The 23,620-nt window shown below is 37.9% G+C and carries 23 protein-coding genes; 19 read left to right on the forward strand and 4 right to left on the reverse strand.

Annotated elements, in window-relative coordinates; genetic code table 11:
* Positions 1 to 35 precede the first annotated feature (35 nt).
* Positions 36 to 638 carry a DUF1684 domain-containing protein gene (locus tag ACXACJ_RS02375; protein ID WP_475132663.1) on the forward strand — a complete coding sequence of 201 codons (603 nt, stop codon included), beginning with the start codon at positions 36 to 38 and terminating at the stop codon, positions 636 to 638.
* A gap of 2 nt (positions 639 to 640) precedes the next feature.
* On the opposite strand, the gene ACXACJ_RS02380 is transcribed toward ACXACJ_RS02375, so the two are convergent.
* On the reverse strand, positions 641 to 1,393 hold the full coding sequence (locus tag ACXACJ_RS02380; protein ID WP_475132664.1) for a DUF5995 family protein: 753 nt from the start codon (positions 1,391 to 1,393) through the stop codon (positions 641 to 643).
* An 86-nt stretch (positions 1,394 to 1,479) separates the two neighbouring features.
* Between ACXACJ_RS02380 and ACXACJ_RS02385 the strand changes: the two genes are divergently transcribed.
* From ACXACJ_RS02385 to ACXACJ_RS02435, 11 genes are all read left to right on the forward strand, one after another.
* Entirely contained in the window at positions 1,480 to 1,980 is a 501-nt protein-coding gene (locus tag ACXACJ_RS02385) for a GbsR/MarR family transcriptional regulator (protein ID WP_475132665.1), read from the forward strand.
* Positions 1,981 to 2,006: 26 nt separating this feature from the next.
* A complete protein-coding gene (locus tag ACXACJ_RS02390) occupies positions 2,007 to 2,366 on the forward strand; it encodes a hypothetical protein (RefSeq protein WP_475132666.1) in 360 nt (119 codons plus the stop codon).
* Between the two features lie 78 nt (positions 2,367 to 2,444).
* Positions 2,445 to 2,819 carry a hypothetical protein gene (locus tag ACXACJ_RS02395; RefSeq protein WP_475132667.1) on the forward strand — a complete coding sequence of 125 codons (375 nt, stop codon included), beginning with the start codon at positions 2,445 to 2,447 and terminating at the stop codon, positions 2,817 to 2,819.
* A gap of 9 nt (positions 2,820 to 2,828) precedes the next feature.
* Positions 2,829 to 3,671 carry a DCC1-like thiol-disulfide oxidoreductase family protein gene (locus ACXACJ_RS02400; RefSeq protein WP_475132668.1) on the forward strand — a complete coding sequence of 281 codons (843 nt, stop codon included), beginning with the start codon at positions 2,829 to 2,831 and terminating at the stop codon, positions 3,669 to 3,671.
* On the forward strand, positions 3,668 to 4,351 hold the full coding sequence (locus ACXACJ_RS02405; RefSeq protein WP_475132669.1) for a DUF2071 domain-containing protein: 684 nt from the start codon (positions 3,668 to 3,670) through the stop codon (positions 4,349 to 4,351). The genes ACXACJ_RS02400 and ACXACJ_RS02405 overlap by 4 nt, the downstream gene beginning before the upstream one ends.
* Before the next feature lie 127 nt (positions 4,352 to 4,478).
* A complete protein-coding gene (locus ACXACJ_RS02410) occupies positions 4,479 to 5,609 on the forward strand; it encodes a 6-bladed beta-propeller (protein WP_475132670.1) in 1,131 nt (376 codons plus the stop codon).
* A 66-nt stretch (positions 5,610 to 5,675) separates the two neighbouring features.
* A complete protein-coding gene (locus ACXACJ_RS02415) occupies positions 5,676 to 6,809 on the forward strand; it encodes a 6-bladed beta-propeller (protein ID WP_475132671.1) in 1,134 nt (377 codons plus the stop codon).
* Between the two features lie 24 nt (positions 6,810 to 6,833).
* Entirely contained in the window at positions 6,834 to 7,967 is a 1,134-nt protein-coding gene (locus ACXACJ_RS02420) for a 6-bladed beta-propeller (RefSeq protein ID WP_475132672.1), read from the forward strand.
* Positions 7,968 to 8,043: 76 nt separating this feature from the next.
* The gene (locus tag ACXACJ_RS02425) at positions 8,044 to 9,174 is read left to right on the forward strand and encodes a 6-bladed beta-propeller (RefSeq protein WP_475132673.1); all 1,131 of its coding nucleotides are present in this window, start codon (positions 8,044 to 8,046) and stop codon (positions 9,172 to 9,174) included.
* A gap of 25 nt (positions 9,175 to 9,199) precedes the next feature.
* Positions 9,200 to 10,336, forward strand: a complete 1,137-nt coding sequence (locus tag ACXACJ_RS02430) for a 6-bladed beta-propeller (RefSeq protein ID WP_475132674.1) — start codon at positions 9,200 to 9,202, stop codon at positions 10,334 to 10,336.
* Between the two features lie 88 nt (positions 10,337 to 10,424).
* The gene (locus tag ACXACJ_RS02435; protein ID WP_475132675.1) at positions 10,425 to 11,561 is read left to right on the forward strand and encodes a 6-bladed beta-propeller; all 1,137 of its coding nucleotides are present in this window, start codon (positions 10,425 to 10,427) and stop codon (positions 11,559 to 11,561) included.
* A 23-nt stretch (positions 11,562 to 11,584) separates the two neighbouring features.
* On the opposite strand, the gene ACXACJ_RS02440 is transcribed toward ACXACJ_RS02435, so the two are convergent.
* Positions 11,585 to 12,247, reverse strand: coding sequence for a metallophosphoesterase family protein (locus ACXACJ_RS02440; RefSeq protein WP_475132676.1), 663 nt, complete (start codon positions 12,245 to 12,247; stop codon positions 11,585 to 11,587).
* 318 nt (positions 12,248 to 12,565) lie between these two features.
* Entirely contained in the window at positions 12,566 to 13,297 is a 732-nt protein-coding gene (locus ACXACJ_RS02445) for a hypothetical protein (RefSeq protein ID WP_475132677.1), read from the reverse strand.
* Positions 13,298 to 13,493: 196 nt separating this feature from the next.
* Here ACXACJ_RS02445 and ACXACJ_RS02450 point away from each other — a divergent pair, with 196 nt between their 5' ends.
* The 6 genes from ACXACJ_RS02450 to ACXACJ_RS02475 all read left to right on the forward strand — a co-directional run bounded on the left by ACXACJ_RS02450 (position 13,494) and on the right by ACXACJ_RS02475 (position 21,289).
* Complete coding sequence (locus ACXACJ_RS02450; protein ID WP_475132678.1) at positions 13,494 to 14,621, forward strand: 6-bladed beta-propeller; 1,128 nt, start codon at positions 13,494 to 13,496, stop codon at positions 14,619 to 14,621.
* 79 nt (positions 14,622 to 14,700) lie between these two features.
* Positions 14,701 to 15,858, forward strand: coding sequence for a 6-bladed beta-propeller (locus tag ACXACJ_RS02455; RefSeq protein WP_475132679.1), 1,158 nt, complete (start codon positions 14,701 to 14,703; stop codon positions 15,856 to 15,858).
* Between the two features lie 50 nt (positions 15,859 to 15,908).
* A complete protein-coding gene (locus tag ACXACJ_RS02460) occupies positions 15,909 to 17,048 on the forward strand; it encodes a 6-bladed beta-propeller (protein ID WP_475132680.1) in 1,140 nt (379 codons plus the stop codon).
* 176 nt (positions 17,049 to 17,224) lie between these two features.
* Complete coding sequence (locus ACXACJ_RS02465) at positions 17,225 to 18,370, forward strand: 6-bladed beta-propeller (RefSeq protein ID WP_475132681.1); 1,146 nt, start codon at positions 17,225 to 17,227, stop codon at positions 18,368 to 18,370.
* A gap of 204 nt (positions 18,371 to 18,574) precedes the next feature.
* Positions 18,575 to 19,945 carry a 3-keto-disaccharide hydrolase gene (locus tag ACXACJ_RS02470; protein ID WP_475132682.1) on the forward strand — a complete coding sequence of 457 codons (1,371 nt, stop codon included), beginning with the start codon at positions 18,575 to 18,577 and terminating at the stop codon, positions 19,943 to 19,945.
* 3 nt (positions 19,946 to 19,948) lie between these two features.
* Positions 19,949 to 21,289, forward strand: a complete 1,341-nt coding sequence (locus ACXACJ_RS02475) for a Gfo/Idh/MocA family protein (RefSeq protein WP_475132683.1) — start codon at positions 19,949 to 19,951, stop codon at positions 21,287 to 21,289.
* Between the two features lie 101 nt (positions 21,290 to 21,390).
* Here ACXACJ_RS02475 and ACXACJ_RS02480 read toward each other — a convergent pair whose 3' ends face one another.
* Positions 21,391 to 22,569 carry a Gfo/Idh/MocA family protein gene (locus ACXACJ_RS02480; RefSeq protein WP_475132684.1) on the reverse strand — a complete coding sequence of 393 codons (1,179 nt, stop codon included), beginning with the start codon at positions 22,567 to 22,569 and terminating at the stop codon, positions 21,391 to 21,393.
* A 94-nt stretch (positions 22,570 to 22,663) separates the two neighbouring features.
* On the opposite strand from ACXACJ_RS02480, the gene ACXACJ_RS02485 reads away from it, so the two are divergent.
* Positions 22,664 to 23,422, forward strand: a complete 759-nt coding sequence (locus ACXACJ_RS02485; RefSeq protein WP_475132685.1) for a toxin-antitoxin system YwqK family antitoxin — start codon at positions 22,664 to 22,666, stop codon at positions 23,420 to 23,422.
* Positions 23,423 to 23,620 lie beyond the last annotated feature (198 nt).

Here is a 23,620-nt window from a genome sequence, read left to right on the forward strand (position 1 = left end):
AAGGAATCTGTTTAGCTTAGCAAAAAGGTTTAGGTATGAAGCGACAGATTCTTTTCATGGTCTTCTTTCTTATAAATATGGCCGTTTGGGCTCAAGATCATGCTTATTTAGAAGAGATTGAAAAGTATAGGGAAGAGCAAAATCAAGAGTTTTTAGATCCTGATAAATCTCCTTTGAGCAAGAAGGATCGCAAGAATTTCAAAGGGCACGATTTTTTTCCTGTAAATGAAGAATTCAGAGTAGAAGCCCGTTTTGAGCCTACTCCCGATTCAAAGCCTTTCCCTTTGCCTACCAGCAAAGGCACTACCAAAATGTATAAGCGCATCGGTATTCTTCATTTTGAATTGCAGGGCAAGCCATACACGCTGGAGGCTTATCTTCAAGTGCAACGTTTTTCAGTTCCGGGAGAGAAAATTTATGTTTTTTTACCGGTTATCGATAAGACAACAGGTGAAAGCACCTATGGAGCCGGTCGATATCTTCATTATGAAGGTGTTCCTGAAGGAACAGAATGGATTATAGATTTCAATAAATTATATAATCCGTATTGTGCTTATAGTGACAATTATTCTTGTCCTGTGGTGCCAGAACCAAATCATTTGGACGTAGCCATAGAGGCAGGAGTGAAAGGTTATTAGGTTTATAAACCCTGAAGCATGAAGATGTTTTCAGTTTTACTTCTCCATTCAAAAACACGGATAAACCTGGCCATGGCTGATAAAATAAACATGGGTTGGAGTATATGGGAAGCGAGAGAAGCAGTCTGTTCATCACGATGTTTGAGCATTTCTCTTTGCGTAGCCTCATCACTTTTGGCAAACACTACGGCAAAATCCCATGCTGAATTGCGTATTCTAAACAAGCTAGAAATTGCCAGTTTGGTATCTATTTTTCCTGCCAAGCTATTGAATACGCCTAATACGGGAGAAACGCGATTCAGTTCCTGTTGAAAGCCTTCAATTAAGTTGAAAAGGATTTGATTGATCCGATAAAAATCATCTTTTAAAGACTCGATTTCGTTTCCTGGAGCCACTTGGGCAGCTGCTATGCCAAGGTCGAAATTGATATGGGCGTTTATGCTTAATAGCAAATGCTGAAGAACAATAGGCCAAAAGCTATCCGAAGCTGAAAATGCTGAATTCCACGAAACTGGAGGTTGCTTGCCTTGCTTATAAAGAATGTAAGCCGAGAAATATCGGTTGGCAAAAACCACGTTCAACCTCTCCATTCTTTCAGCATCATCAAATTCACCATTTTTAATGGCCGCATGAATCGCCAAAGTCACTTTCTTATAAAGCACAGGAAAGTAACCCATTGGGCAGTTGTTCCTTTGCGAAACCGCCACCATGTCATCCAGAATATCGATTACCTCGTCAATATTGCTCGCTAGCATAGCTGAATTTAAAATAATTTGAGCAAATAAGTAATTTAATTTTCAGTAATTATTGAAAGTTAAATAATTTCTATTACATTTGATTTATGGAATACAACGAAGCGAAATCAAAATTTATTCAAGCATGGGGTACACTCGGTTCGGCTTGGGGAATCAATAAAGCAATGGGGCAGATTCATGCATTGCTATTGATTTCTGAGGAACCCTTGAGTACAGAAGATATCATGGAAGAGTTGCAGATTTCTCGGGGTAATGCCAACATGAATATTCGTGGTTTAATTGATTGGGGCATAGTTCAGAAGGTGTATAAGCCAGGGGAAAGGAAAGAATTCTTTTCAACCGAGAAGGATGTGTTGGAGCTGGCGCGACAGGTTTCTAGGGAACGTAGAAGAAGAGAGATTGAGCCAGTAATGAAAGTTTTAGAAGAGGTTCAACAAGTGTCGGGCTCTGCAGAGGAGATCGATCACTTTAAGCATGTAACAAAGGATCTTCAGGGCTTTACAAAACAAGTAGACGGGGCATTGGATAAATTCATACGTTCTGATAAAAATTGGTTCTTTCAGGTGTTAATGCGAATGATGAAATGAGAATACTAGGTGTTATAATATTTTTGATGAACGCGCTTTTCCTTTTTATGAGCTCCAGTCTGATCTATGGTTTTAATGACAATTCAGAAAGTTATGATGGGTTTGGAGCTATTATACAGGGATTTATATTGATGACCATTTTCGGCTTTTTTGAAATAGCGTTATCAGTTTACTATTCCGTTGGCTTAAAAGAAAAAGCAAAATGGTTTAGGAGAAACACTATCGTTTATTGGATTCTAAGCTTTGGTTATATGCTTTGGTTTGTGCCAACTATTGCTGGGGTTTGGTCATTTGAAGGATCGATCGAGATTTTTATAGTAGCTGTGCCCTGTTCGATAGCTCTATTGCAATTGATAAGTTTGAATACCTACCACTTTAAAAGTTAAAAAAATTTAATCAATTACTTTCAGTAATTATTGAAAGTTAAATAAGTATAAAAATGTATCACACTAAATTTTAAAACCATGACTTATACTGTAGTTGCTTACTCAATTTATTTGATCGTCACCATTTTGCTAACCATGTGGGTGGCCAGAACGCTTTTTAAAAATGGAAGGGTGTTTCTTGTTGATATTTACCATGGTAATGAAGAATTGGCAGATAGTGTTAATCGGCTTTTAGTGGTAGGTTTTTACCTTATCAATCTCGGATATGCAGTTTTTACTCTTCAGAATATGGGGGAAGTTGCCAATCTTATTGATTTGATGAAACGCCTGAGCAGAAGTGTTGGAACTATAACTCTGATTTTAGGGGCAATGCACTTTTTTAATCTCTTCATCTTTTTTGAAATGAGAAAAAGAGCGAAAAACCGAGTTGTTTCTGATAGACGCCCTCTTTAATCTATAGCCATGTTGAATCAGTGGATTATTTACGATGGTAACTGTGGCCTTTGCCTCAATTCTAAAAAGGCATTAGTAAGGCTAGGTGTAATTAAAGAACAAGATTGTTTGAATTACCATACATTGAACGAATCCCTTTATGCGCAGATAGATCCGGCCCATTTCAAGTATGAAATGGCAATGATTGACAAGGAGAATCATAAAGCGAATTATGGGTTGGAAGCTGTGCTCTTTATTTTCGGGGAAAAGCTCCGTTTTCTCAAATCTGTCAAAAAGCAGAGTTTGTTCTTTCAGATACTGGAGTTCTTTTATCATGCCATTTCATTCAACCGTTATGTGTTGTTTCCAAGGAAAAGGAAATTTCAATGCGATTGTGAACCTCCTTTTTCGAGTAAATATTTTACAAGGTGGTTAGGGCTTTGTGTTCTACTTTCTGTAGTGTTTAGTTTTGCATTGGGCTACGAAATAGGGTATTTACAAGATTATAATCCTGCGCTAAGAGGGGCGCAGGTAACCGCGGTAGTCGGGTTAGGTTGGTGTTTCCAAATAACCTTGGCCATAATGCTAATGCGCTTTGAGTTACTGAAAGATTATCTTAGACACCTATCCTTTATTATGGTTGTTGGAGTCTTTGTTCTGTTGCCATCGCTGCTATTGTTCTGGCTTCCGGCTCCTTTCAATGTAATTGTTGTGTCTCTGAACATAGCTTTCAGTTCACTCTATATGCTTCGTATGCACTATTTACGGGCTAGGTTTTTAGGGGTAAGTCAGCTTTGGACAGTTTCTTGGCTTCTTTGCCTTCAACTTGGTGCTTGTTTTCTGGTGAATTATTTCCAAATCTTTTCACTATGAGTTTCTTAAAACAGCTTCCAATTAATTATGTGGGTGAATTACACGAAGTTAAACTCATCAATTTTAGTGTTGCAATGGAAGAAGTTTGCGGACTTGTTCCTTCGGGGATTAAGGTTCGAAATTTTGATGGAAGAGCTATCATTTCAATGGTAAATGTAAAATTGAAGAAGATGAGGCCTGACTTTTTTCCAAAAGGGTTATCATTTAATTATCAGCATGTTGCATTTAGGTTGTTAGTAAACGATGCTGAGTTTAATGATGATGGTAGATGTCGTGGAATATTTTTTCTGAAGTCATTCACCGATAGTCCTCTGATTGCACAGGCAGGAAAACTGACTACCAACTATCAGCTCTCTTTGGCTCAAATAGAAGATGGAGAAGAGTTTTTAGTTAGCCAGAAGGGAAAATATGTTAAATATCGAATAACTGATTTTGGAGAAGAGGCTCACGATTCAGTTTTAAAACCTACCATTGCGGCTATTGATCGGGCCTATGCTATGGAAAATGGAGAAGTTTTGAGAACCATGATTCAACGAGAGGCCTGGCCAATTGAGTGGGTTGGTTGCGAGCATTTCGAAACGAATTTTTTTCAAACAGCTAAGTTTTTAGGTGCTTTCAACTTGAAGCAAATGATTGACTACAAATGGTTGACGCCTCAGGTGGTCAGTAAAACTCCATGAGTGAAAAATCAAGATCGAAATCATGAATCCTAGTTAAAGCCTATTTAAAATCAGTTGAGTCAATTATTGCTTTTAACTATTCAATTAGTTATTCTTATAGGGTTTTAGTTGATTTTACTGATTTTTTATGAAAAAAGCATTTCCGATATTTTTTGCAATTTCCTTTTTATTCGCTTGTAGTTCAAACCAAAAAACTCAAGAAATAGAACCCGAGATTTCAGATAGTTTTAAATCCATTGCGGTCAATTTGGATGCTGAACAAGTAAAGCTTGTCGATGCCATCGAATCCGTTGAGCTTTTGGATTTGGAAGAAGGGGAGGGAGGCTTTATAGCGTACATCGAAAAATTCGTGAGTACACCAGATGAATTGGTCTTTTTTGGCGGAAAAACCGGAGAGATATTCTTCTATGATTCCGAAGGGCATTTCAAGAGCAAATTCTCTCATCAAGGAGACGGTCCACAGCAATATGTAGGTGTTCAAAACCTTTGGTTGGAAAACGGAAATGTGGGTGTATATACGGGTTTAGAAGGATCGGTTTTGAAATACACGCAGGAGGGGGAATTCATTTCATACCAAAAAGCAGACTTACCTTTTCAAGATATATTTTATTTAGGCAATGGATATGTAGGCGATCTTAATAGTGAAAAGTCTAAGTATCGGTTGTTTTTTCTTGATAAGAAGTTGAATAAAACTTCTGAGCATTTGCCTCAAGAAATGATTCAAACTTTTTTAACAATCAGTCTAAATACTTTTAATCAATACAAGGACGGGGCTGCTTATCGCACCTTGATGAGCGACACGCTTTTTTATATCAAAGATTCCAAGGTGGAGCCCATTCTACATTTCGATTTTGGAGATGATTGGTTGTGGACTGATCCTCAATTAATGGCTGAGTCCAGTAAGGCCATGACTCTAATTCAGCAATCGGAAAAGGTTTGGGCGGTTGAGTCTCAACTGAGCCCTCGCTATGTGTTTCTTTCTTATGGATTGGGTTTTAGTAGAGGATTGATTTCCATAATTGATAGAAAGGATGATAGCCAATTTATTCTTGATGTCACAAAGCAAGAAGGGGAACAATACAGCTTTAGGCCGCTAAAATGGGATGGAGATAGATTGTTGGTTCAGATGCTTTCTACCGATGTTTTAGCCATAACAAGCAAATTAAAACCTGAGCAGGTAATTTATAAAAAGGGCTCCTCTTATGAAGAAATCGAATCTTCTGAAAACCCGGTTTTAATGTGGGTAAAGTTTAAGTAGTACTTGAGAATTGAGAACTCTGTAGCTATAACTCCTAGTAAAAAACGTCAATCCATTAGAAGAATCATGAGAGTGATTTTCTCCTTTGTTCTTATTGCTAGCATGTTAATCAGCTGTGCAAAAAGTGAAAACAATGACAACGCTACCAATCAAGTAGATGAGTTTCGTTCATATTCAATTGATATGGAAATGCCAAGCACTAGGCTTGCTGATATGATTGATACAGTAATACTCATGAGGTTTGAAGAGACTGAGAATTCATTTTTAAGGTATGTTCTAACACTTAGCAAATTCGATCAAGGTTTTGTAGTCCCTACAAAGGGAGGATTGACCGTTTTTGATGAAAGAGGAAATTTCTCTCATAACATTCACAAAATGGGTATTGGCCCAGAGGAGCATGGCCGAATTTATGACTTCTGGATTGAAGGTGACACCATATCTGTTTTCTCTAAGGAAGACCAATATATTAAGCGCTACAGCATGGCAGGAGATTTCATTAGTTCTTTTCGCTTACCTTATTTTACTCAGCATGTATTTCCACTAGTGGATGGTTTTGTTTATGACTTGAACTATGAGTTGTTCAAGGATTCTATAAAATCTCGACTGTTACTTTTAAATGAAAAGCATGAGCTTAAAGACACGTTTTTGCCTTACACCACGATTCCTAAAATGCATGTGTTCTCACAATTTCCTTCTATAAAGCCGTATGGTGATGGTGCAACTTATTTAGGGGTAATGTCGGATAGCTTATACCATATTAAAAACCATCAAGTAAGGCCTTTGATGCATTTCAATTTTGGAGAAAAATGGTATTGGGATGAGGAGGGGAAAATGATGCTTGCATCGCCTTTGTCGGAAAGGTCCAAGTCAAAAGTGAGTGATATAAATACTTTCTTAAACAGGGAATATGTTCTGCTTACTGCTAGAATGACACTTTCGGAACGTTCGCCCTTTCTAATTGATAGGCGCTCAGGGGAAATCACTCTTATTGATTTATCGAATAAAGGAGATGGAAGAAATTCGATAAGTTTTATAGCATGGGATGCTGGCTATTTAATGGCTTCAATCCATTCGAATGATATAGATGAGTTGCTGGCAGAGGTTGTGCCATCACGAGTGAAGTTTAAGTCTGGCACCACATTAGAATCTATTGAATCTTCTGAAAACCCGGTTTTAATGTGGTTAAAGTTTAAGCAGTAGGTGTAATTTTTTAATGGAAAGAAAATGAAAGTAGTTCTCCCTTTTGTGATCTTGGTTGCTCTTTGTTTCGCTTGTTCTGAAAGTCAAAATAAAATTGAGCAAGCCTCCAAGTCTGAAATTGAGTTTAAGTCGATCCTAATTGATTTAAAGGTTTCAGATTATGACTTGTCAGAATTAATCGATAAAGTCGAGTTTGTAGGGCTTGAGGAAACACCGGAATCGCTGTTGACGGATGTGAAACAAATGAGTTGGTCGAAAGGGAAGATGATTTTCTATGATGGAGATGATATCTATTTTTTTAGCCAGAGCGGTAAGTTTCTGAAGAAATTCAACAAAGCCGGAAAGGGACCAGAAGAGTATTCGCGGATTACAGATTTATGGTTAGAAGGGGATACAATAGCCATCTATTCGCGGGGCAGCCGTTTTATCAAGAGGTATAATCAAGAAGGCAATTTTATAAATTCTACCAAGCTTGATTTTTTTGCCGGACACATCGGTCGCTATAAAAACGGCTATGTCGCTGATATGAATTTCAGCCCTCTTCAAGATACTATCATGAGTAATTTTGTAGCCTTCGATAAGAATTTCAATCCCGTAAGTCAGTTTCTTCCATATAAACGCCCCGAAGTTCCGGTGCTTCCCTCAATCAACACAGTTATGCCTTATAAGGATGGAATGACCTTTTTTAGAATGAATAGCGATACGGTTTATTATTTCTCTGAAAACGAACTCAAGCCGCTCGTTCATTTCGATTTAGGGGATGACTGGTTCTGGAAAGATAGGCCTGATCGGAAAACGGAAGATTTTATTGCTGTTGAAAATTCTGATCAGGTTTGGGAAATAGCAATGAGTATTTCAGATGATTTTATTTACGCAAAGGCTTTGATTGCGTATTCGCAATGGGAGTATTTTCTGATAAATCGAAATACTCAAGAAGTTTTCAGAATTGATGGAATGCCCAAAGGAGCAAAAGAAAGTTCCGATTTTGTGAGTCTCGGTTGGAAAGATGGTCGATTGCTTTTGGCGGTGGTTCCGTCCTACGCGGTTGACCTCGAAAAGATGCTTAAACCTGAGCAGGTTGGTTATGCAGAAGGAACAAATCTAAAAGCACTAGAATCGTCCGAAAACCCAGTGTTAATGTGGGTGAAATTCAAGTAGCTTTTCATCCATGTTTTAAGTGAAAGGCAAAAGGAATACTAATAGTAATAATTTGAACCTTAGGTATGTACGCAAAATGAAAAATACAAAGAAAGAGATTTACTGTTTTGTGCTTTGTATGCTGCTTTTGGGGTGTTCAAATGCTAAAGAATCACAAAATACTTCCCAACCCGATATTGATGAATTTAGAACTTATGCTATTGATGTAGCGCTAAAGCCTAGCTCTATTTTCGACCTCATTTCCGAGGTAGAGATAATGCGGCTCCAAGAAACTGAAAACTCTTTTTTAAAGGATGTATATCAGGTTTCAGAAATAGAAGGCGAGTATGTCATTTCATCTCCGAGCACTGGCGATAATTACTTCTTTAGTGAAAACGGAGCGTTCTTAAGAGCTTTCAATCACTCAGGAATTGGCCCGAAGGAATATGCCTACACACTCAATTCTTGGGTTAGCAATGATCGTCTTTATTTGTTCGACCCCCAGAATATGCGAGTTCAGCAGTATAACAAATATGGTGAGTGGCAAGAAGCAAAACGTCTGCCGTTTGCCACACTTTCTTTAGCCTACCATAATCAGCAATACTTTCTGGATGTTTCTAAAAACCCCATCGGAAATGAATCCTATGCTGTGGCTGTGCTTAATGATGACATGAAGTTGGTTCAGCAGGAAATTCTCTATAAAAAGCTGAAGACTATGGTTTTAACTTTTGGAGTAGATCAATTTAGAAGGTACGGACAAAATTTGGTTTACAACGATGCTATGAACGATACCGTGTATTTATACCGGAAAAATCATTTTGAGCCACTTTATGCACTGGATTTTGGGGATCATTGGATTTGGAAAGGTCAGGCTCTTTTTTCTGATCCTGAAAAGGCCAATGCTTTATTGTCTCGAAGGGATATGATAGGGGCTTTCGGGGTGCATACAGGGAGTTCTTTTCTTTACCTTCAATATGCATTCGATGCGAAACTCCAAAATACCTTAATTAATCGAAACTCAGGCAAGGTTTGGAGGCTGAAAGATACTGAGGGCATCATTCCGATAAGATGGGATAAAGAGCGACTGCTCGTGAGTTTGCGTTCTACATCGGTGGAGGCCTTTTTGTTGGGCCTCTCAAAGGAACAAACTGTTTTGAGGGCAGGCACTACTTTGGAAGAAATCGAATCTTCTGAAAACCCAGTTTTAATGTGGGTGAAGTTTAGGTAACAATTTTGACTTTTTAATGAGAAATATGATGAGAGTGATTTTGTGTTCATTGCTTCTGATTTGCATGGTTTTTAGCTGCTCTGAAGGTGAAAATCATCTAGGCTCTATTAAGAATGCTGAAGAATTTCACTCTTACCCAATGCATTTGGAAACTCCTAAAATCAAGGTTTCTGACCTTGTTGAGACTTTGGAAGTGCTTGCTTTTGAAGAATCAGATACTTCTCTGTTATCGAATATTTTTCGCGTAAGTTTTTATCAAAACAACATGGTTTTTAACAACGGATACGGCACCGATATTTATGTGTATGATACTTTGGGAGAATTAAAGAGCACTTTTAACCATAAAGGAAAAGGGCCAGGAGAATACGAAATGGTCACGGATTTATGGCTAGAAGGAGACACCATAGTGGTGTATTCTAAACCGGGATCCAGAATCAATCGATATACGCTGCAAGGAGAATCATTGAGTTCGCTTCGGCTTCCTTTTGAAGCCAATCATATTCAAGGGTTTAAGCATGGTTACGGAGTAGACACAGGTTTTAATGTGCTTAATGATACCGCTAAATTCAAATATGCTTGGTTGAATAAAAAACTCGAGGTTCAAGCCGCTTTTCTTCCTTTCCATAAGGTCTATTTTCAAATGCTTTCTTCCCGTAATTCGGTTCTTTCTTACGGAGAAGATCTATTGCTTTTTAGGAATAATAGCGACACGGTTTACAGGTTAAGTGAAAAGGGATTGAGTCCGCTCATGCATTTTGATTTTGGTAATGATTGGTATTGGAAGGGAAAGGAAGAGCCAACCGCAGAAGATGCTCGTGACATGGGATTAGAACCAATGATTTGGGATATGGGAATCAGCGTAAGTCAAGAATATGTGTTTGTGAAAGCATCGCTTGGTTATTTTGAATCGGAAGACTTTTTAATTGAAAGAAGCAGTGGAAAAATGAAGCACGTTGACTTTGGCCAAATTGATGAAAAGGAGTTTTCTTATTTCTGTTTGGGAATGCAAAATGATAAACTGCTTTTTTCTACAAGTCCCGAAAACGCACAATATTTAATTACTCAGCTTGATAAAAACCAAGTGGTTTATAAAACTTCAAGCACTTTCTCAACTCTTGAATCTTCTGAAAACCCAGTTCTGGTTTGGCTTAAGTTTAAATAGAAATGAAAAAGACTGATTTTAGATTTTGTGGAATACTCTGTAAACTTTTGATAAACTAACAAAGCAATGAAAAAAAGCCTGCCATTTAATGCTCATTCTTCTTTCAATTCTCTCCTGTTCCAAAGGTGATAAAACAGAAGAGACAACACAAAGCGATCCTGTTTCCAATGAATTTAGAGTGTATAATCTAACTAGAGAAGCTCCTAAAATTAAACTGGTTGACCTGATAGAAAGGGCAGAAGTTATGCGTCTTGAGGAAACCTCTTCTTCTCAGCTGGCTTACATTGCTTATGTACAGCAAATGGGCGATCACATAATTTTGGCGGGTTTAAAAGAACAAACAGTGTATTCTTTCTCCTTAGAGGGAAATTATCTCTCCAGTTTTAATCATTTGGGAGATGCTCCTCATGAATATAGGACAATTGGAAATCTTTGGTCAAAAGGAGATACCGTTTGTATTTATGACACTAAGCAAAGCTCTATCAAAAAGTATAGCATGGAAGGTGTATTTTTAAAAGAGGATCAATTGCCTTTTTCAGCTAAGGCGGTGCATCCAACTCCCGATGGCTATGTAACGGATATGTCGAATCAGCTCTTGCTTGATTCTTTAAAATACAGATTTGCGTTTCTCGATAAGGACTTAAAATTGAAATCTTTCAAAGGATCTTTTGAAGAAATCAATCAGTATCGACTTGGCTCCGATCAAAGTACTTTTTTTCCTTATGGAGAAGACTTGGTTCATAAAAGCCATTTTAATGATACGATCTATTTTATTGAATCAGGTGAAATTCACCCTTTAATGAAATTGAATTTTGGAGATGAATATTATTGGCAGGTTTCTGAAAGGAGAACCGATATAATGAAAGCATTGACAGAATTTGCAGATAATGATCAAGTCTTTCTCATCTCACCCAAAGTGGGTAAAAAACACATTGTTGCGAATGTAGAAAACCTTGGAAAACAGAAGACTCCACCAATTTGGATTGATCGCAAATCAGGGGATTTTAAGCAGATCGATCTTCGTAAAATTAATGGAGAGTATGATGTGTCCTTTAGAATTTGGAGCGGAGACCTTGGTCTGATGTCAATTGCATCAACAGATGTGTCCGATTTTTTGGAGGAACTGGGGCCAGGAAAATGGAATTTTATGTCAGGCACAACTTTGGAAGAAATTGAATCTTCTGAAAACCCAGTGTTAATGTGGGTGAAGTTTAAGAGAGGATGAGTGCTTTAATTCGTTTGGGGTGACTATCGAGTAAGTAGCTGCCCTCTTTTTATTTTTCTATTCTCATTTGTCTGTTTATATTCTCCGGTATTAACATTCAAGAGTGTGAGCCATTGCCCCCCATAAGCATAGGCGTCTATACAAATCGTGTGTCCGAAATCTGCAATCTCTCCATTTTTCCTAGAAGTATGCCCGCAAATTACTTTTTGGGTATCAGAGAATCGACTTGGTATTTCTTGTTTTTTCCAAAATAGGTTGTGCTTGTTTTGATTTTCTAAGTCAATACCAGCGTGAACAAATATAAAGTTGTCAATTTGATGATATGGTTCGGTTCTCGACAAGAATTTCCAGTAAACAGCGTCTATTTTATGGCTCCAATTTTCTTCTGGTTTTGCCTTGAAAGAATTTAAAGTTTTGTTGCCACCAAAATTTATCCACTCAAGCAATCTATCTTCGTTGTTCTGTGCTGATAGCATTAAAATTTCATGGTTCCCTTGGATAAAAACAGAGTTTGTCTTTTTGGAAAAATCAATCAACCAATCTAAGACTTGTTTTGAACCAGGGCCTCTATCAATATAATCTCCAAGAAAAACGAAAGTGTCATCTGTTTTATATTCATGATCTTTGAATAGAGTAGTTAATGATTTAAAGCAGCCATGGATATCTCCTATTGCATAAATAGACATAATATAAATTCGTTCAGCGTGGTTTACAGATGGCTAAGGTGTTTTTTAATCTAAGGTCAGAAATAAATAAATGGTTGAATCAAACTTCGCTGTATAGCTCGTCAATTATACCAGTATTCTGAGATGCTTATTTCTTAATACTATAGTTCATAGCATTAGGTATTCTTTTCAAGTATTTGCTGAATGCAACTAATACTTATGGCACAGTTGTCAATCAACAGCGTATTCTAATAAATCTCACTGTGGTAATTCTCTAAACGTTAGGTTAATTCAGTTTTCAATATAAAGTACTTTTTAGCCAAAGATTTATTTAAGAATTTATTTATTCATCCATTCAATCATCTCACTTTTCGAAGAGACTTCTGTATATGTTACAGATCGGATAAACCCGTAATCCTCTTCCTTGTCATTATGATTCCATTTTGATTTTAAATTATTGAATGAACATGTTAAGGTAATTCCGTTGGGAAAAATGAAGCCAAACTCTTCCTCATTTATCCATCGATATTCTCTAAAAGTATTAAATGATGAAATATGAATAGGGAAAGAGTCAAGCATTAAAATTTCCTTCATTTCTCTATCCCTACACTTTAAAATGGCATATATCGATACTTTATTCTTTTTCAGTTTAAGTTTCACTTGGCCGCTTGTTCTTTTTGACTGGTTCAGTCGAAGTTGAGATTGGAATTCAAATTCAATCCCATCATCAATGCTTTTTTTCTGTGCCGTGTTTATTGAGGCCCTATCCCAGTCCAATTTATCCGCTACGGATAATAAGCACTCCGTGATAAATTCTAAAATGATTGTCTTTTGAGTTGTTAATGATTCATTTCTCATTTTATTCTGGTCAAAATATTTCCAGATTGATTTTATACTGCCATGCAAATGCTGTCTTTCGAAGTCCTTGTGATCTACAATATGGATATTGAATCGCTGTTTGATTGTCCCAATTCCTTTCAGGTTCTTTGAAAAAGTCCATATAACTTCATTCAAAGCCTCAAAATCTATTTTTAAATCATAAATGGAAATGTATGGAGAGAATTTTAGCATGTATAGGTTATAGATATTATTGATTGAAAGCTTATAGGACTACATTATGATAAGTATGCTTTTGTTAAGGTACTGATAGTAGGTTAAATTGATAACAAAACCTCGGTATTCTAATACATTATAGTTACAGTTCAGTGAAAGGAGTTTCTTTGGGTAGGTAGATTTTATTTTTTTGGTTTAACAAAATTTTTTATAAATGAGATACTATACAGCTGTTGCAGTTTGTTTTTTGATTTTGAATTCCTGTTCCAAAACCAGAGAAAATACAGAGGATACTTTTTCTAAAGACGTGGATGTTTTTACCACTTATACCATTGATTCAGAGATTCCATCAGCCTCGTTTTCTGACTTGATAGATCAAGTAGAAATAATGAGACTGGAAGAGACCGATCAATCTCTTTTGTCTAACATCGCCTTTTTGGGGCACTCTGATCAAGGTTATGTTTTAACTTCTTGGTCCAATTCAGATATCCACGTTTTTTCGGAAACTGGTGAGTTTGTCCGAAAGATTAATCATAGAGGTGAAGGTCCTCAGGAGTATCGTGGGATTAGTAATTTTTGGGCAAGCAATAACTTGTTAGGGATAAGTGGGGGTGGATATATAGTGGAATATGATTGGGAGGGAAATTTTATAAACAAAAGAAAAAACCCACATCGATCTTTTCATATATATCCTTATCTAAACGGATATGTAATGGATATGAGCCAGAGTAGATTTGAAGAAGGGGATCACTACAGCGCCATAACGGTCGATTCTTCTTTGCTTATAACATCAAAGCAAATTCCTTCTACATATCATGAAATTGGACTCTATGGAGCGAATAGTTTTTCGAGTTATAAAAACTCGGTTGTTTATCACGATCCGTTTATGGATACGGTTTATCTATTCGAAAATGAGCAGGCTCGGCCATTGTTTAGTTTGAATTTTGGTGAAAAATGGGTTTGGAAAAACGAGTTTCTTCGAACCGATATAGAAAAACATAGTCAATTAAGGAAAAGTGAAGATGCAGTATGGGTTTTCACCCCTTATGTGGGGGAAGAATATATTCTGGTGAACTGCAGAAACTCTCCTCAATATATTTTCATAGATAGAAATCAGGCGGAGGTAGTGAAGGTAGATTTACCGTTGGCTAACCACATTCCATTGGGGTTACGTCCTATTCAATGGGAAGGAGAGAGGTTTGTTATGTATTTGCCGTCCACAGAGGTCGCTCTTTTTTTAGAAGGGTTAGCAGAAGATCAGAAAACATTTAGGGCAGGCACAACTTTAGAAGAAATCGAATCTTCCGAAAACCCAGTGTTGATGTGGGTGAAGTTTAGGTAGTTTTCGGACTTCATATTTAGCCATATAAAGTTTATTTTTCAGAAGTAATTGCTTTAGGAAAAGTTATATTGAGTTAGATATGAATAAAGCTATTTATTTTTTGCTCTTGATCTCCTCGGTTTTTAGCTGTTCTCAAAAAGGAGATTCCACAACCGAACCTGAGGATTTAACTGACTCCTTTAAAACCTATTCCATCGACTTAGAATCTAAGGCCTTTCCTTTACTGGAGTTGATTGAAGAAGTTGAAGTTTTGGGTTTGGAAGAAACTGAGAATTCTTTATTGGGCTATATTTTTAACCTCAATTCGCTTGATGGCAAATATGTGGTGAATAGCGGAAATCAAGGTGATATATTCATCTTTTCTTCTAGCGGAGAATTTCTGCATAAGTTCAATCACAAAGGAGATGGGCCAGGAGAATATGAATATATTCATAGCATTTGGACGGACGCCAACTTCATCTACGTTTTTGATTTGAACAAGCAGTTGATCAGTGCTTACGATATTCATGGAAAATTCGAAAGAAGTTGGAAGCTCGAAAACTTCGCAATGCATGTTCGTTCCTTCGAAAATGGGTTTATAACCGACCTTAGCTACAGGCCTTTTCAAGATAGCTTGAAGTATAATGTTCTGTTTTTGAACAAGGATAATACCGTCCGAAGTTGGGCCGCACCTTATGCCAAGCGTGTTCAAACGCCTATATTTTCAACCCTCAATTCTTTTTCACCTTACAGAGGTGGTATGTTGTTCGATCAAGGTGTGAATGACACCGTATTCATGGTGAAAAGCGATCAAGTTGAACCCATACTAGCACTGGATTTTGGCAAGCAGTGGTTGTGGAACAGCGGTGAACCTACTGAAAAAATGTCGGACATAACCAAGCTCATAAGAGAGACGGATTTGATTTGGTCTTCTATTACTAAGGTGAATGAAGAATGGATTTTTCTGGAATTCAAAAGAGCATTGAATAAGAATGCATATGCTATTATCAATCGAAAAACAGCGGCTTACAAGGAGCTGGATTTAAGAAAGCCTGATGGTAGTAAGTGGTCAATCTTTCCGTTGGAATGGGAAAACGGCAGCTTAATTTTCAGTATTTCATCTCCCGATTTATCTGACCTGATTAGCGGCTTAGAACCTAGTCAGGTAAGATTAAAGGGCAAAGCCAAATTAGAACAAATCGAATCTTCCGAAAATCCAGTCTTGGTTTGGGTTAAGTTTAAAAAGGAGATGGAATAACTCGATTGGATTTGTCGGTCCAATGCTGAATATGTTTAAACATGGTTTCTATGAAAAAGGTGAGTTGTTTTTTGGTTGGAATGACGATAGTATTTTGTTGTTCTCAAAACAAGGAATTAGCTCAAAATGAAAATGCTGATCTTGATAGTTTTCAAACCTATACTATTGACATTCATAAGGAAGCAATTCCTTATTATGAATTGATAGATCATGTTGAAGTCGTTCAGCTAGAAGAAACGCCTGAGGCACAGGTTGGGAATGTTACTCTTGTGTCAACAAATGACTCTTCAATAGTTATTGTTAACTACAAACAGGATTTTCTTTTTGTATACAGTTCAGAAGGAAGGTTTATAAGTAAAATAAACAGGCAAGGCTCTGGCCCTGAAGAGTACAGTTACATAGGAGATATATGGTTAAAACATAATACTGTTACGTTTTATGATAGAAGGAAGAGAAGGATTTTCTCCTATGATTTAGTTGGTAACTTCAAGAATAGTACTGATAAAATAAATGAAAATGCCACTCATCTTTTCCCTATTGATAATGGATATGTTTTAGACACGGATTATGGTTTGATTGCAGATACTCTAAAGGCTAGGCTTTTATTTTTGGACAGAGATTTACTTCCGGTTGCCACCGCCTTGCCTTTTTCCCATCCCGTTGGTTTTTCTGTTTTTGATGGTTTTAATGTTTTCCAGTATGATGGAAAACATGTTGCGTATCAGACTTATTTAAGTGATACCATTTACAAATTAGTGGGGCATAAGGCAGAACCTCACTTTTCAATTGATGTTGGAGAGGATTGGTTTTGGAATCATTACTCTGTTTTTGATGATCCAACCATGGTTTATAATAAAATGCAAACATCAGAAATGCCTTCTAGATTGATGATTTCTTCTGGGCTAGAGCATTTATATGTAAAGGCACTTGTCGGCAGCAAAGGTCCTCATTTTATAGTGAACCGGAACAGTCATGAATATGATAGAGTTGATTATGGTAAGCATAAAATTGCCCCTAAAAATCCATTGACAACTAAGGATGGGAAATTCTTGTTTCTTATTTCTTCGGACGTAATTCGTGAGTTTCTTTCTCCACTTAAGGCAGATCAAAGTGATTTTGTTGGCGGTAACTCTTTAGAACAAATCGAATCTTCCGAAAATCCAGTCTTGGTTTGGGTTAAGTTTAAGTAGAGTCATAAAAGTTATCGGAGTTTCTCGAAATTAGAAGGAGCAATATTGATTTGTTTTTTTCTGACAATTTCTTTTTGAGGCTTAACCATAATGCTGTTTGAAATTCATTTTTATGCTTTAGGTTTGGATATTGACTCAATGCTTCGTTGATTATCATGGATTTAAATGGAAGGATTATGAAAGTCGCTCTAAGTTTTACTTTGGTTTTGTTGCTTCTGCTTGGCTGTTCTAAAGGCAAAGAAGAAAAGCAGGTGAAAGTTGAAAATAAAGACGATTTTAGAACCTACGAGCTGAGCATAAATTCTAATGGAAAGGATTTTGCTGATTTGGTTTCTTCAGTAGAGCTGTTAAGGTTGGAAGAAACTGCCGATTCGTACCTTACCTATACCAATGGAATTATGCTCTACGAAGGTGGTTTTATTCTGCCCGAAACAAGAGAAGGGAATATCTACTTTTTCGATACTCAAGGCAATTTCCAACATAAGTTTAACAAGATGGGCGAGGGCCCTCAGGAATATGAATCTATTCACAGCATTTGGCTTAAAAATAACACCATCCAAATTTGGGATATCAATCAAGACAGAATCAAAACCTTTGATTTCGAAGGGAATTTTGTGAACAGCCAAAAGTCGGATTATTCTGGAATGCATGCCTGGAGTTTTGGAGATGGCTACGTAATGGATATGAGCATGAGACTTATCGATGATAGTCTGCGATACAATGTAGTTGTACTCGATAAGGACCTTAAAAAGAAAGAGCTATGGAGTCCTTATACGATAGATGTGCCTTTTCCGATTTCTTCAAGTATAAATGCCTTTAAACCTTATAAAGACGGTGTTTTGTTTAAGCATTCTTATCGGGATACCGTTTACTTTTTCTCTCAAAGCAAGTCGATCACTCCTTTAATGTCTTTTGATTTTGGAGATGAATTATTGTGGAGCGACCCCGAAATGTATAAAAACGGAGAAATGTCTATGCAGAATATCGGTTCATCGGGAAAGGTTTGGATTTACAATACTTGGGTAGGTTCTGAATTTGTCTATTTAGGTTATAATACCTCTTTTTCAGATTATGGTGCTAAGCTTATCAATAGAGCCACAGGTGAAGTTTCTGAGATAGATTACAGTGTAAAAGACGAAGATGTTTTCCCAACTCCGATTTTATGGAAAGATGGTAGATTGCTAATGAACCTCGATTCAGATGAAGTGGAGGCTTTGTTTTCTGCCTTGGATGAAAGTCAAATCAAATATCATGAAGGCACAACTTTAGACGAAGTGATCTCTTCTGAAAACCCTGCTCTTATTTGGGTTAATTTTAAGTAATCGTTTTGGTAAAATCATTAAGTTTCTAGAACACTTTTTGACTTCAGCTTTATAAAAGGAGAAGTTAACAACTAACTCTCCATTCATCAATCATTTGTTTGTCAAGTTCGCAATCGATTTCCTATATTCATTTGGCAATATTGATTCACTTATTAAACGCGCTGAATATTCAATATGGCCATCTAACTTTTCAACAACTTACCTATGAGAAAACTCCTCCAACTTATTTTTGCAACAAGCTTTTTACTGCTTATCAAGCCCTCCTTTTCGCAGGAATGGCAAAATATGATCGGTAGTAATTTGAATGACTGGGAAAAACTGGGCGGCAATGGAACCTACCAAATCGAAAACGGAACCATTGTAGGCACTACCCAGAAAAACACCTCAAATACATTTCTGGTTACCAAAAAGGACTATGGTGATTTCATTCTTGAATTTGAAACACTGGTAGATCCTGCCATCAACAGTGGTGTACAAATCAGGAGCCATAGCCTGAAAGACTATATGAACGGAAGGGTTCATGGTTATCAGGTAGAAATGGATCCAAGTTCTCGTGCGTTTTCAGGTGGAATTTATGATGAAGCCCGAAGACTGTGGATGTATCCACTTTCAAGAAACGAAAAGGCGAAAACCGCTTTCCGCAACGGTGTATGGAATAAAGTTCGTGTTGAAGCCATTGGTAGCAGCATTCGTACATGGATCAACGGTGTTCAATGTGCGGACTTTGTGGATGATATGACGGCAAGCGGCTTTATTGGCCTTCAGGTTCATAGTGTGCCAGATGAAGATGTTGGAAAGCATATCATGTGGAAAAACATGCGAATTCTTACCAAAAACCCAGAACAATATCGCTGGGAAACTGACCCAAAAGTGCCTGAACTGAACTATTTGGTGAACACCTTAACGGAAAGAGAAAAACGTGAAGGATGGAGATTGCTTTGGGATGGAAAAACTTCCAATGGATGGAGAGGTGCCAAGCTAGATCATTTCCCGAAAAGTGGCTGGGAAATGAAAGACGGAGTCTTAACCGTGCTCGAAACGGATGGCGGTGAATCTACCGGCCCAGGCGACATCGTTACGATAGATCAATTCGCTGATTTTGAGCTTCAACTTCAATTTAAAATCACCGAAGGAGCCAATAGCGGCATCAAATATTTTGTCGATCCAAACCTGAATAAGGGAGCAGGTTCCGCAATCGGTTGCGAATTCCAATTGTTGGATGATCGAAATCACCCAGATGCTAAAATGGGTGTGAATGGCAACAGAACAATTGGCTCGCTTTACGATCTTATCACTGCCGAAAATCTATCGGTTCCTGGCAGAGGCAAGCAGTTCAAAGGCTTAAATGTTTGGAACGATGCTAGAATTGTTTCACGAAACGGAAAAGTGGAGCATTGGCTCAATAATGAGAAGGTTGTTGAATACGATCGTTTCTCGCAAATTTTTAGAGCGCTTGTAGCTTACAGTAAATACAAAGATTGGGAGAATTTCGGCCAATGGCCAAAAGGTCATATTCTATTGCAAGACCACGGCAATACAGTTCATTTCAGAAGTATTAAAATCAGAGAATTCTAGATCATGGAGAAGCATAAAAACAACGAAACCAGAAGAAGCTTTTTGAAGAAATCGGCTTTGGGAACAGCAGGACTTGCCATGAGCATGCCAGCATTTAGCTATTCCAGAATTCTCGGATCTAATGACAGAGTGCTTCTGGCTACAGCGGGAATAAATAGTCGAGGCCATGCTCATATTGGTGCTTTGGAGAAATACCCGAAAATAGCTGAGATGATTGGTCTTTGCGATGTCGATAACCGAACCTTCGCCAAAACTTTTAAGACTTTTAGTGCTTTGGATAGCAAGCGGGTGACGACTTATTCAGACATCCGGAAACTGCTCGAAAACAAGGATGTTGATGCCATTACCATTGCGGCACCTGATCATTGGCACGCACCAATGGCCATTATGGCCATGAATGCCGGTAAGCATGTTTATCTGGAAAAACCATTTTCGCATAATCCTCAAGAAGGAGAATGGCTGATTCGGGTTCAGGCAAAAACAGGTAAAACGCTTCAGATCGGAAACCAACAGCGTTCAGCACCTACTTCAAAAGAGTTGAAGCAAGAAATTGAAAAAGGAACGATTGGAAGGCCGTACTACGCAAAGGCTTGGTATTCTAACAATCGTGGACCGATTGGCTCAGGTAAGAAAGTAGCTGTTCCCGAATGGTTGGACTGGGACCTTTGGCAAGGCCCTGCACCACGAAAAGATTATCATGACAATTATGTGCATTACAATTGGCACTGGTTCTGGAATTGGGGAACGGGCGAAATCAACAACAATGGCCTCCACGAACTGGATATTGCGCGTTGGATGTTGGGCGTTGAGTACCCGAACAAAGTAGTTTCTCAAGGCGGCAGATTTGCCTTTGAAGATGATTGGGAATTCTACGATACCCAATTGGCAAGTTTCTACTATGGCGAAGACAAAATGATTACTTGGGAAGGAAGAAGCTGCAGAACTTTTCCTTTAATTCATAACCGAGGTAGAGGAACCGCCATTTATGGCACTGAAGGCTCAGCCATTGTAGACCGAAATGGCTACGAAATCTTCGATAAAGATGGGAAAGTGATTAAATCGGCTACGGAAAAGGAAAAATCAGCGACCACAGATTTGGTAGGAATTGGTGGGCTCGATGGTTACCATATGAAGAATTTCCTTGACGGAATCAGGGAAGGAGCAACACTGAATTCTCCAGCCACTGAAGCACATAAAAGTACCTTGATGTGCCATCTAGGAAATATGGCTCAGCGATTTGGTGGTTTACTGAATACGAGCACCAATGATGGCAAGCCAGACAGCCGAGAAGCCATGAAGCTCTGGGGAAGAGAATATGAAAAAGGTTGGAAACCTGTGGTTTAAAGAATGTTATATCAGCAAAATAGGCCTTGATTTCTTCTGAGGCCTATTTTATCTGGAACTCTGGTTAAAAGTCAAAGCGAGACACTTTGACTAGAAATGGATTAAGCCAAAGTATACTCATCTTTCCAGCTTACAATTTTTTGATTGTGCAGCGCATCCAATGCCATCTGAACTACCGTAGCCGTATGTCCGCCTGTAATCACAGTAGAAAGTGGTTCGTTTCCACTGACAATGGCATCTCTAAAATCGATTAGTGCTTGAAGCGTTGGATCTTTATGGTCTAAATTGAACTGATAGCCAGCACGATTGTCATAGGATTTGATGGTTGCCCCTGAAACACCATCTACATTGCCATAAGTTTTTTGTTGGCTGGGTTCGGCAAAGAACCAAGCTTTATCATAATCAATCTGTACGGTTCCTTTTTTGCCAAGCACTTTAATTTGGTAGTCGCCCAATGAGTTGATGGTAGTGCAAGTATATTTCGCCTTAACTCCGCTAGCATAATCGGTAATCAGGTGAACATTGTCGAAAGTTTCGCGGCCGTCTTTCCAATAATCAATTCCCCCAGAACCCATTACCCGAGTTGGGGTTTCGCCTAAAAGCCAATTAGAGAAATCTATTTGGTGAGAACAAAGCTCAGCCACCAAGCCCCCAGACCACTCTTTATACATTCTCCAGTTGATAATTTTCTCAAATTTTGGATCAGGCACAGGTCTTCTCCAGTTTCCATTTCTGTTCCATTGGCATTCAATTGCAGTGATTTCACCTACTAAACCATCTTTAATCTGGTCTACCAAATTGGTGTAAAGCCTTGAACTATGGTATTGATGGCCTGTTTGGAAAATCTTATCCGATGCCTGAACCTTCTTCACCACCTTTTTAATATCGGCATAGCCTCTGATCATGGTTTTTTCGCAATAGATGTGTTTGCCAGCGTCAAGAGCATCTAAAACCACTTGCGTATGAACTCCAAAAGGAACTGCAATGATTACCGCATCAATGTCCTTTCTTTCCAAAAGCTGATGGTAATCAGCATAGCCTTTTGCTGAATTTGTCTTTTTCAAAGCACTTTCCAGCCTGAATGGAAGAAGATCAGAGCAAGCCACAATCTCCATATCATCTACTTGCTTCAATAGCGACATCAACCCCGAACCACGATCGCCTGTTCCGATAATTCCAACATTGATTTTCTTTCTTGCGGAAAAGGCTTTGATGTTAGGCGCAACTGCCAAACCTAAAGATGCAGCACCGCTTGTGGCTATAAATTTTCTTCTGTCCATAAATTTTTTTAAAAACTGATTTTTACAAGGCAGTAAAAAAAGGAAATGTTTTTTCTACTTTAATTTACTAATCATTTTTATGAATGTAACAAAAATGAAATCTGCTGTCTCAATCTTATATATCGCTATTTGTATTATGTCAGTATTCCCATTAGGCTGTCGATCAAAAGTCAAAAATGGAGCGAAAATTGAACATGGTACTAGTGATTCTTTAACTCAACTTCCATCAAAGAATGCTATGTTGGAGGCAGATTCAAACGATACAGGCAGTATTGACTTTGGAGATTCCAATGACAATTATACCACTGGTGATACCATAGATTATTCATCTTTGATTGATTCATTGAGTAAAGTAGATTTGATGAGCTACAAACGGAATTTTAGAGATTCTCTGGGGTTTAAACAAGGTTTGTGGGTGGATACTACTAAATACGGAGATTTTATTTTTTATGGACACTATCTAAATGATACTTTGGATGGCTGGTATCAGGTTTATAACGCGATTACTGATAAGATCAATTCGAAAGGTTGGTATAGTATGGGGCTAAGGTCTGGTAAATGGTATTATTACTATGAAAAAAGCAGCAAGTTAATGATTGAAGAATCTCAGATTTCAATCAACACAGATAGGGTTTATAACAGTGGTAATGCCTACACCCCTCAGTGGAAGTCTTATTTAAAAGAATACAATGAACAAGGGTTTTTAGAATGCGAGGGTTGGGTTTTGTTTGAAGAATCTTTTTTTGAAGATACAAGTGAAAAAAATGGAAAGTGGATTTGCTACAATAAAGAAGGTCAGGTTAGTAAAGTTGAAATATATAAAGAGGGTGTTTTAGTTGATGTGAAGGAGTAAGTGCCCCCTGGTCATAGCGCCTCGCTGAGACCACAGTTTATAACGCACAGCACGTTAGTCTTTGACTAAGCCCGTAAAATTAAATTTATGGATTGATGGTGGTTGCATATTCAGAGCCCAAGCAAGAAGCTTTGATTAGAGGGATGGATTGATGTTGGTCTTTTTACGTTGAAGGGTTGCAGAGAGACGCTACGACCA

Source organism: Roseivirga sp. AWQ4_251, assembly GCF_056158225.1.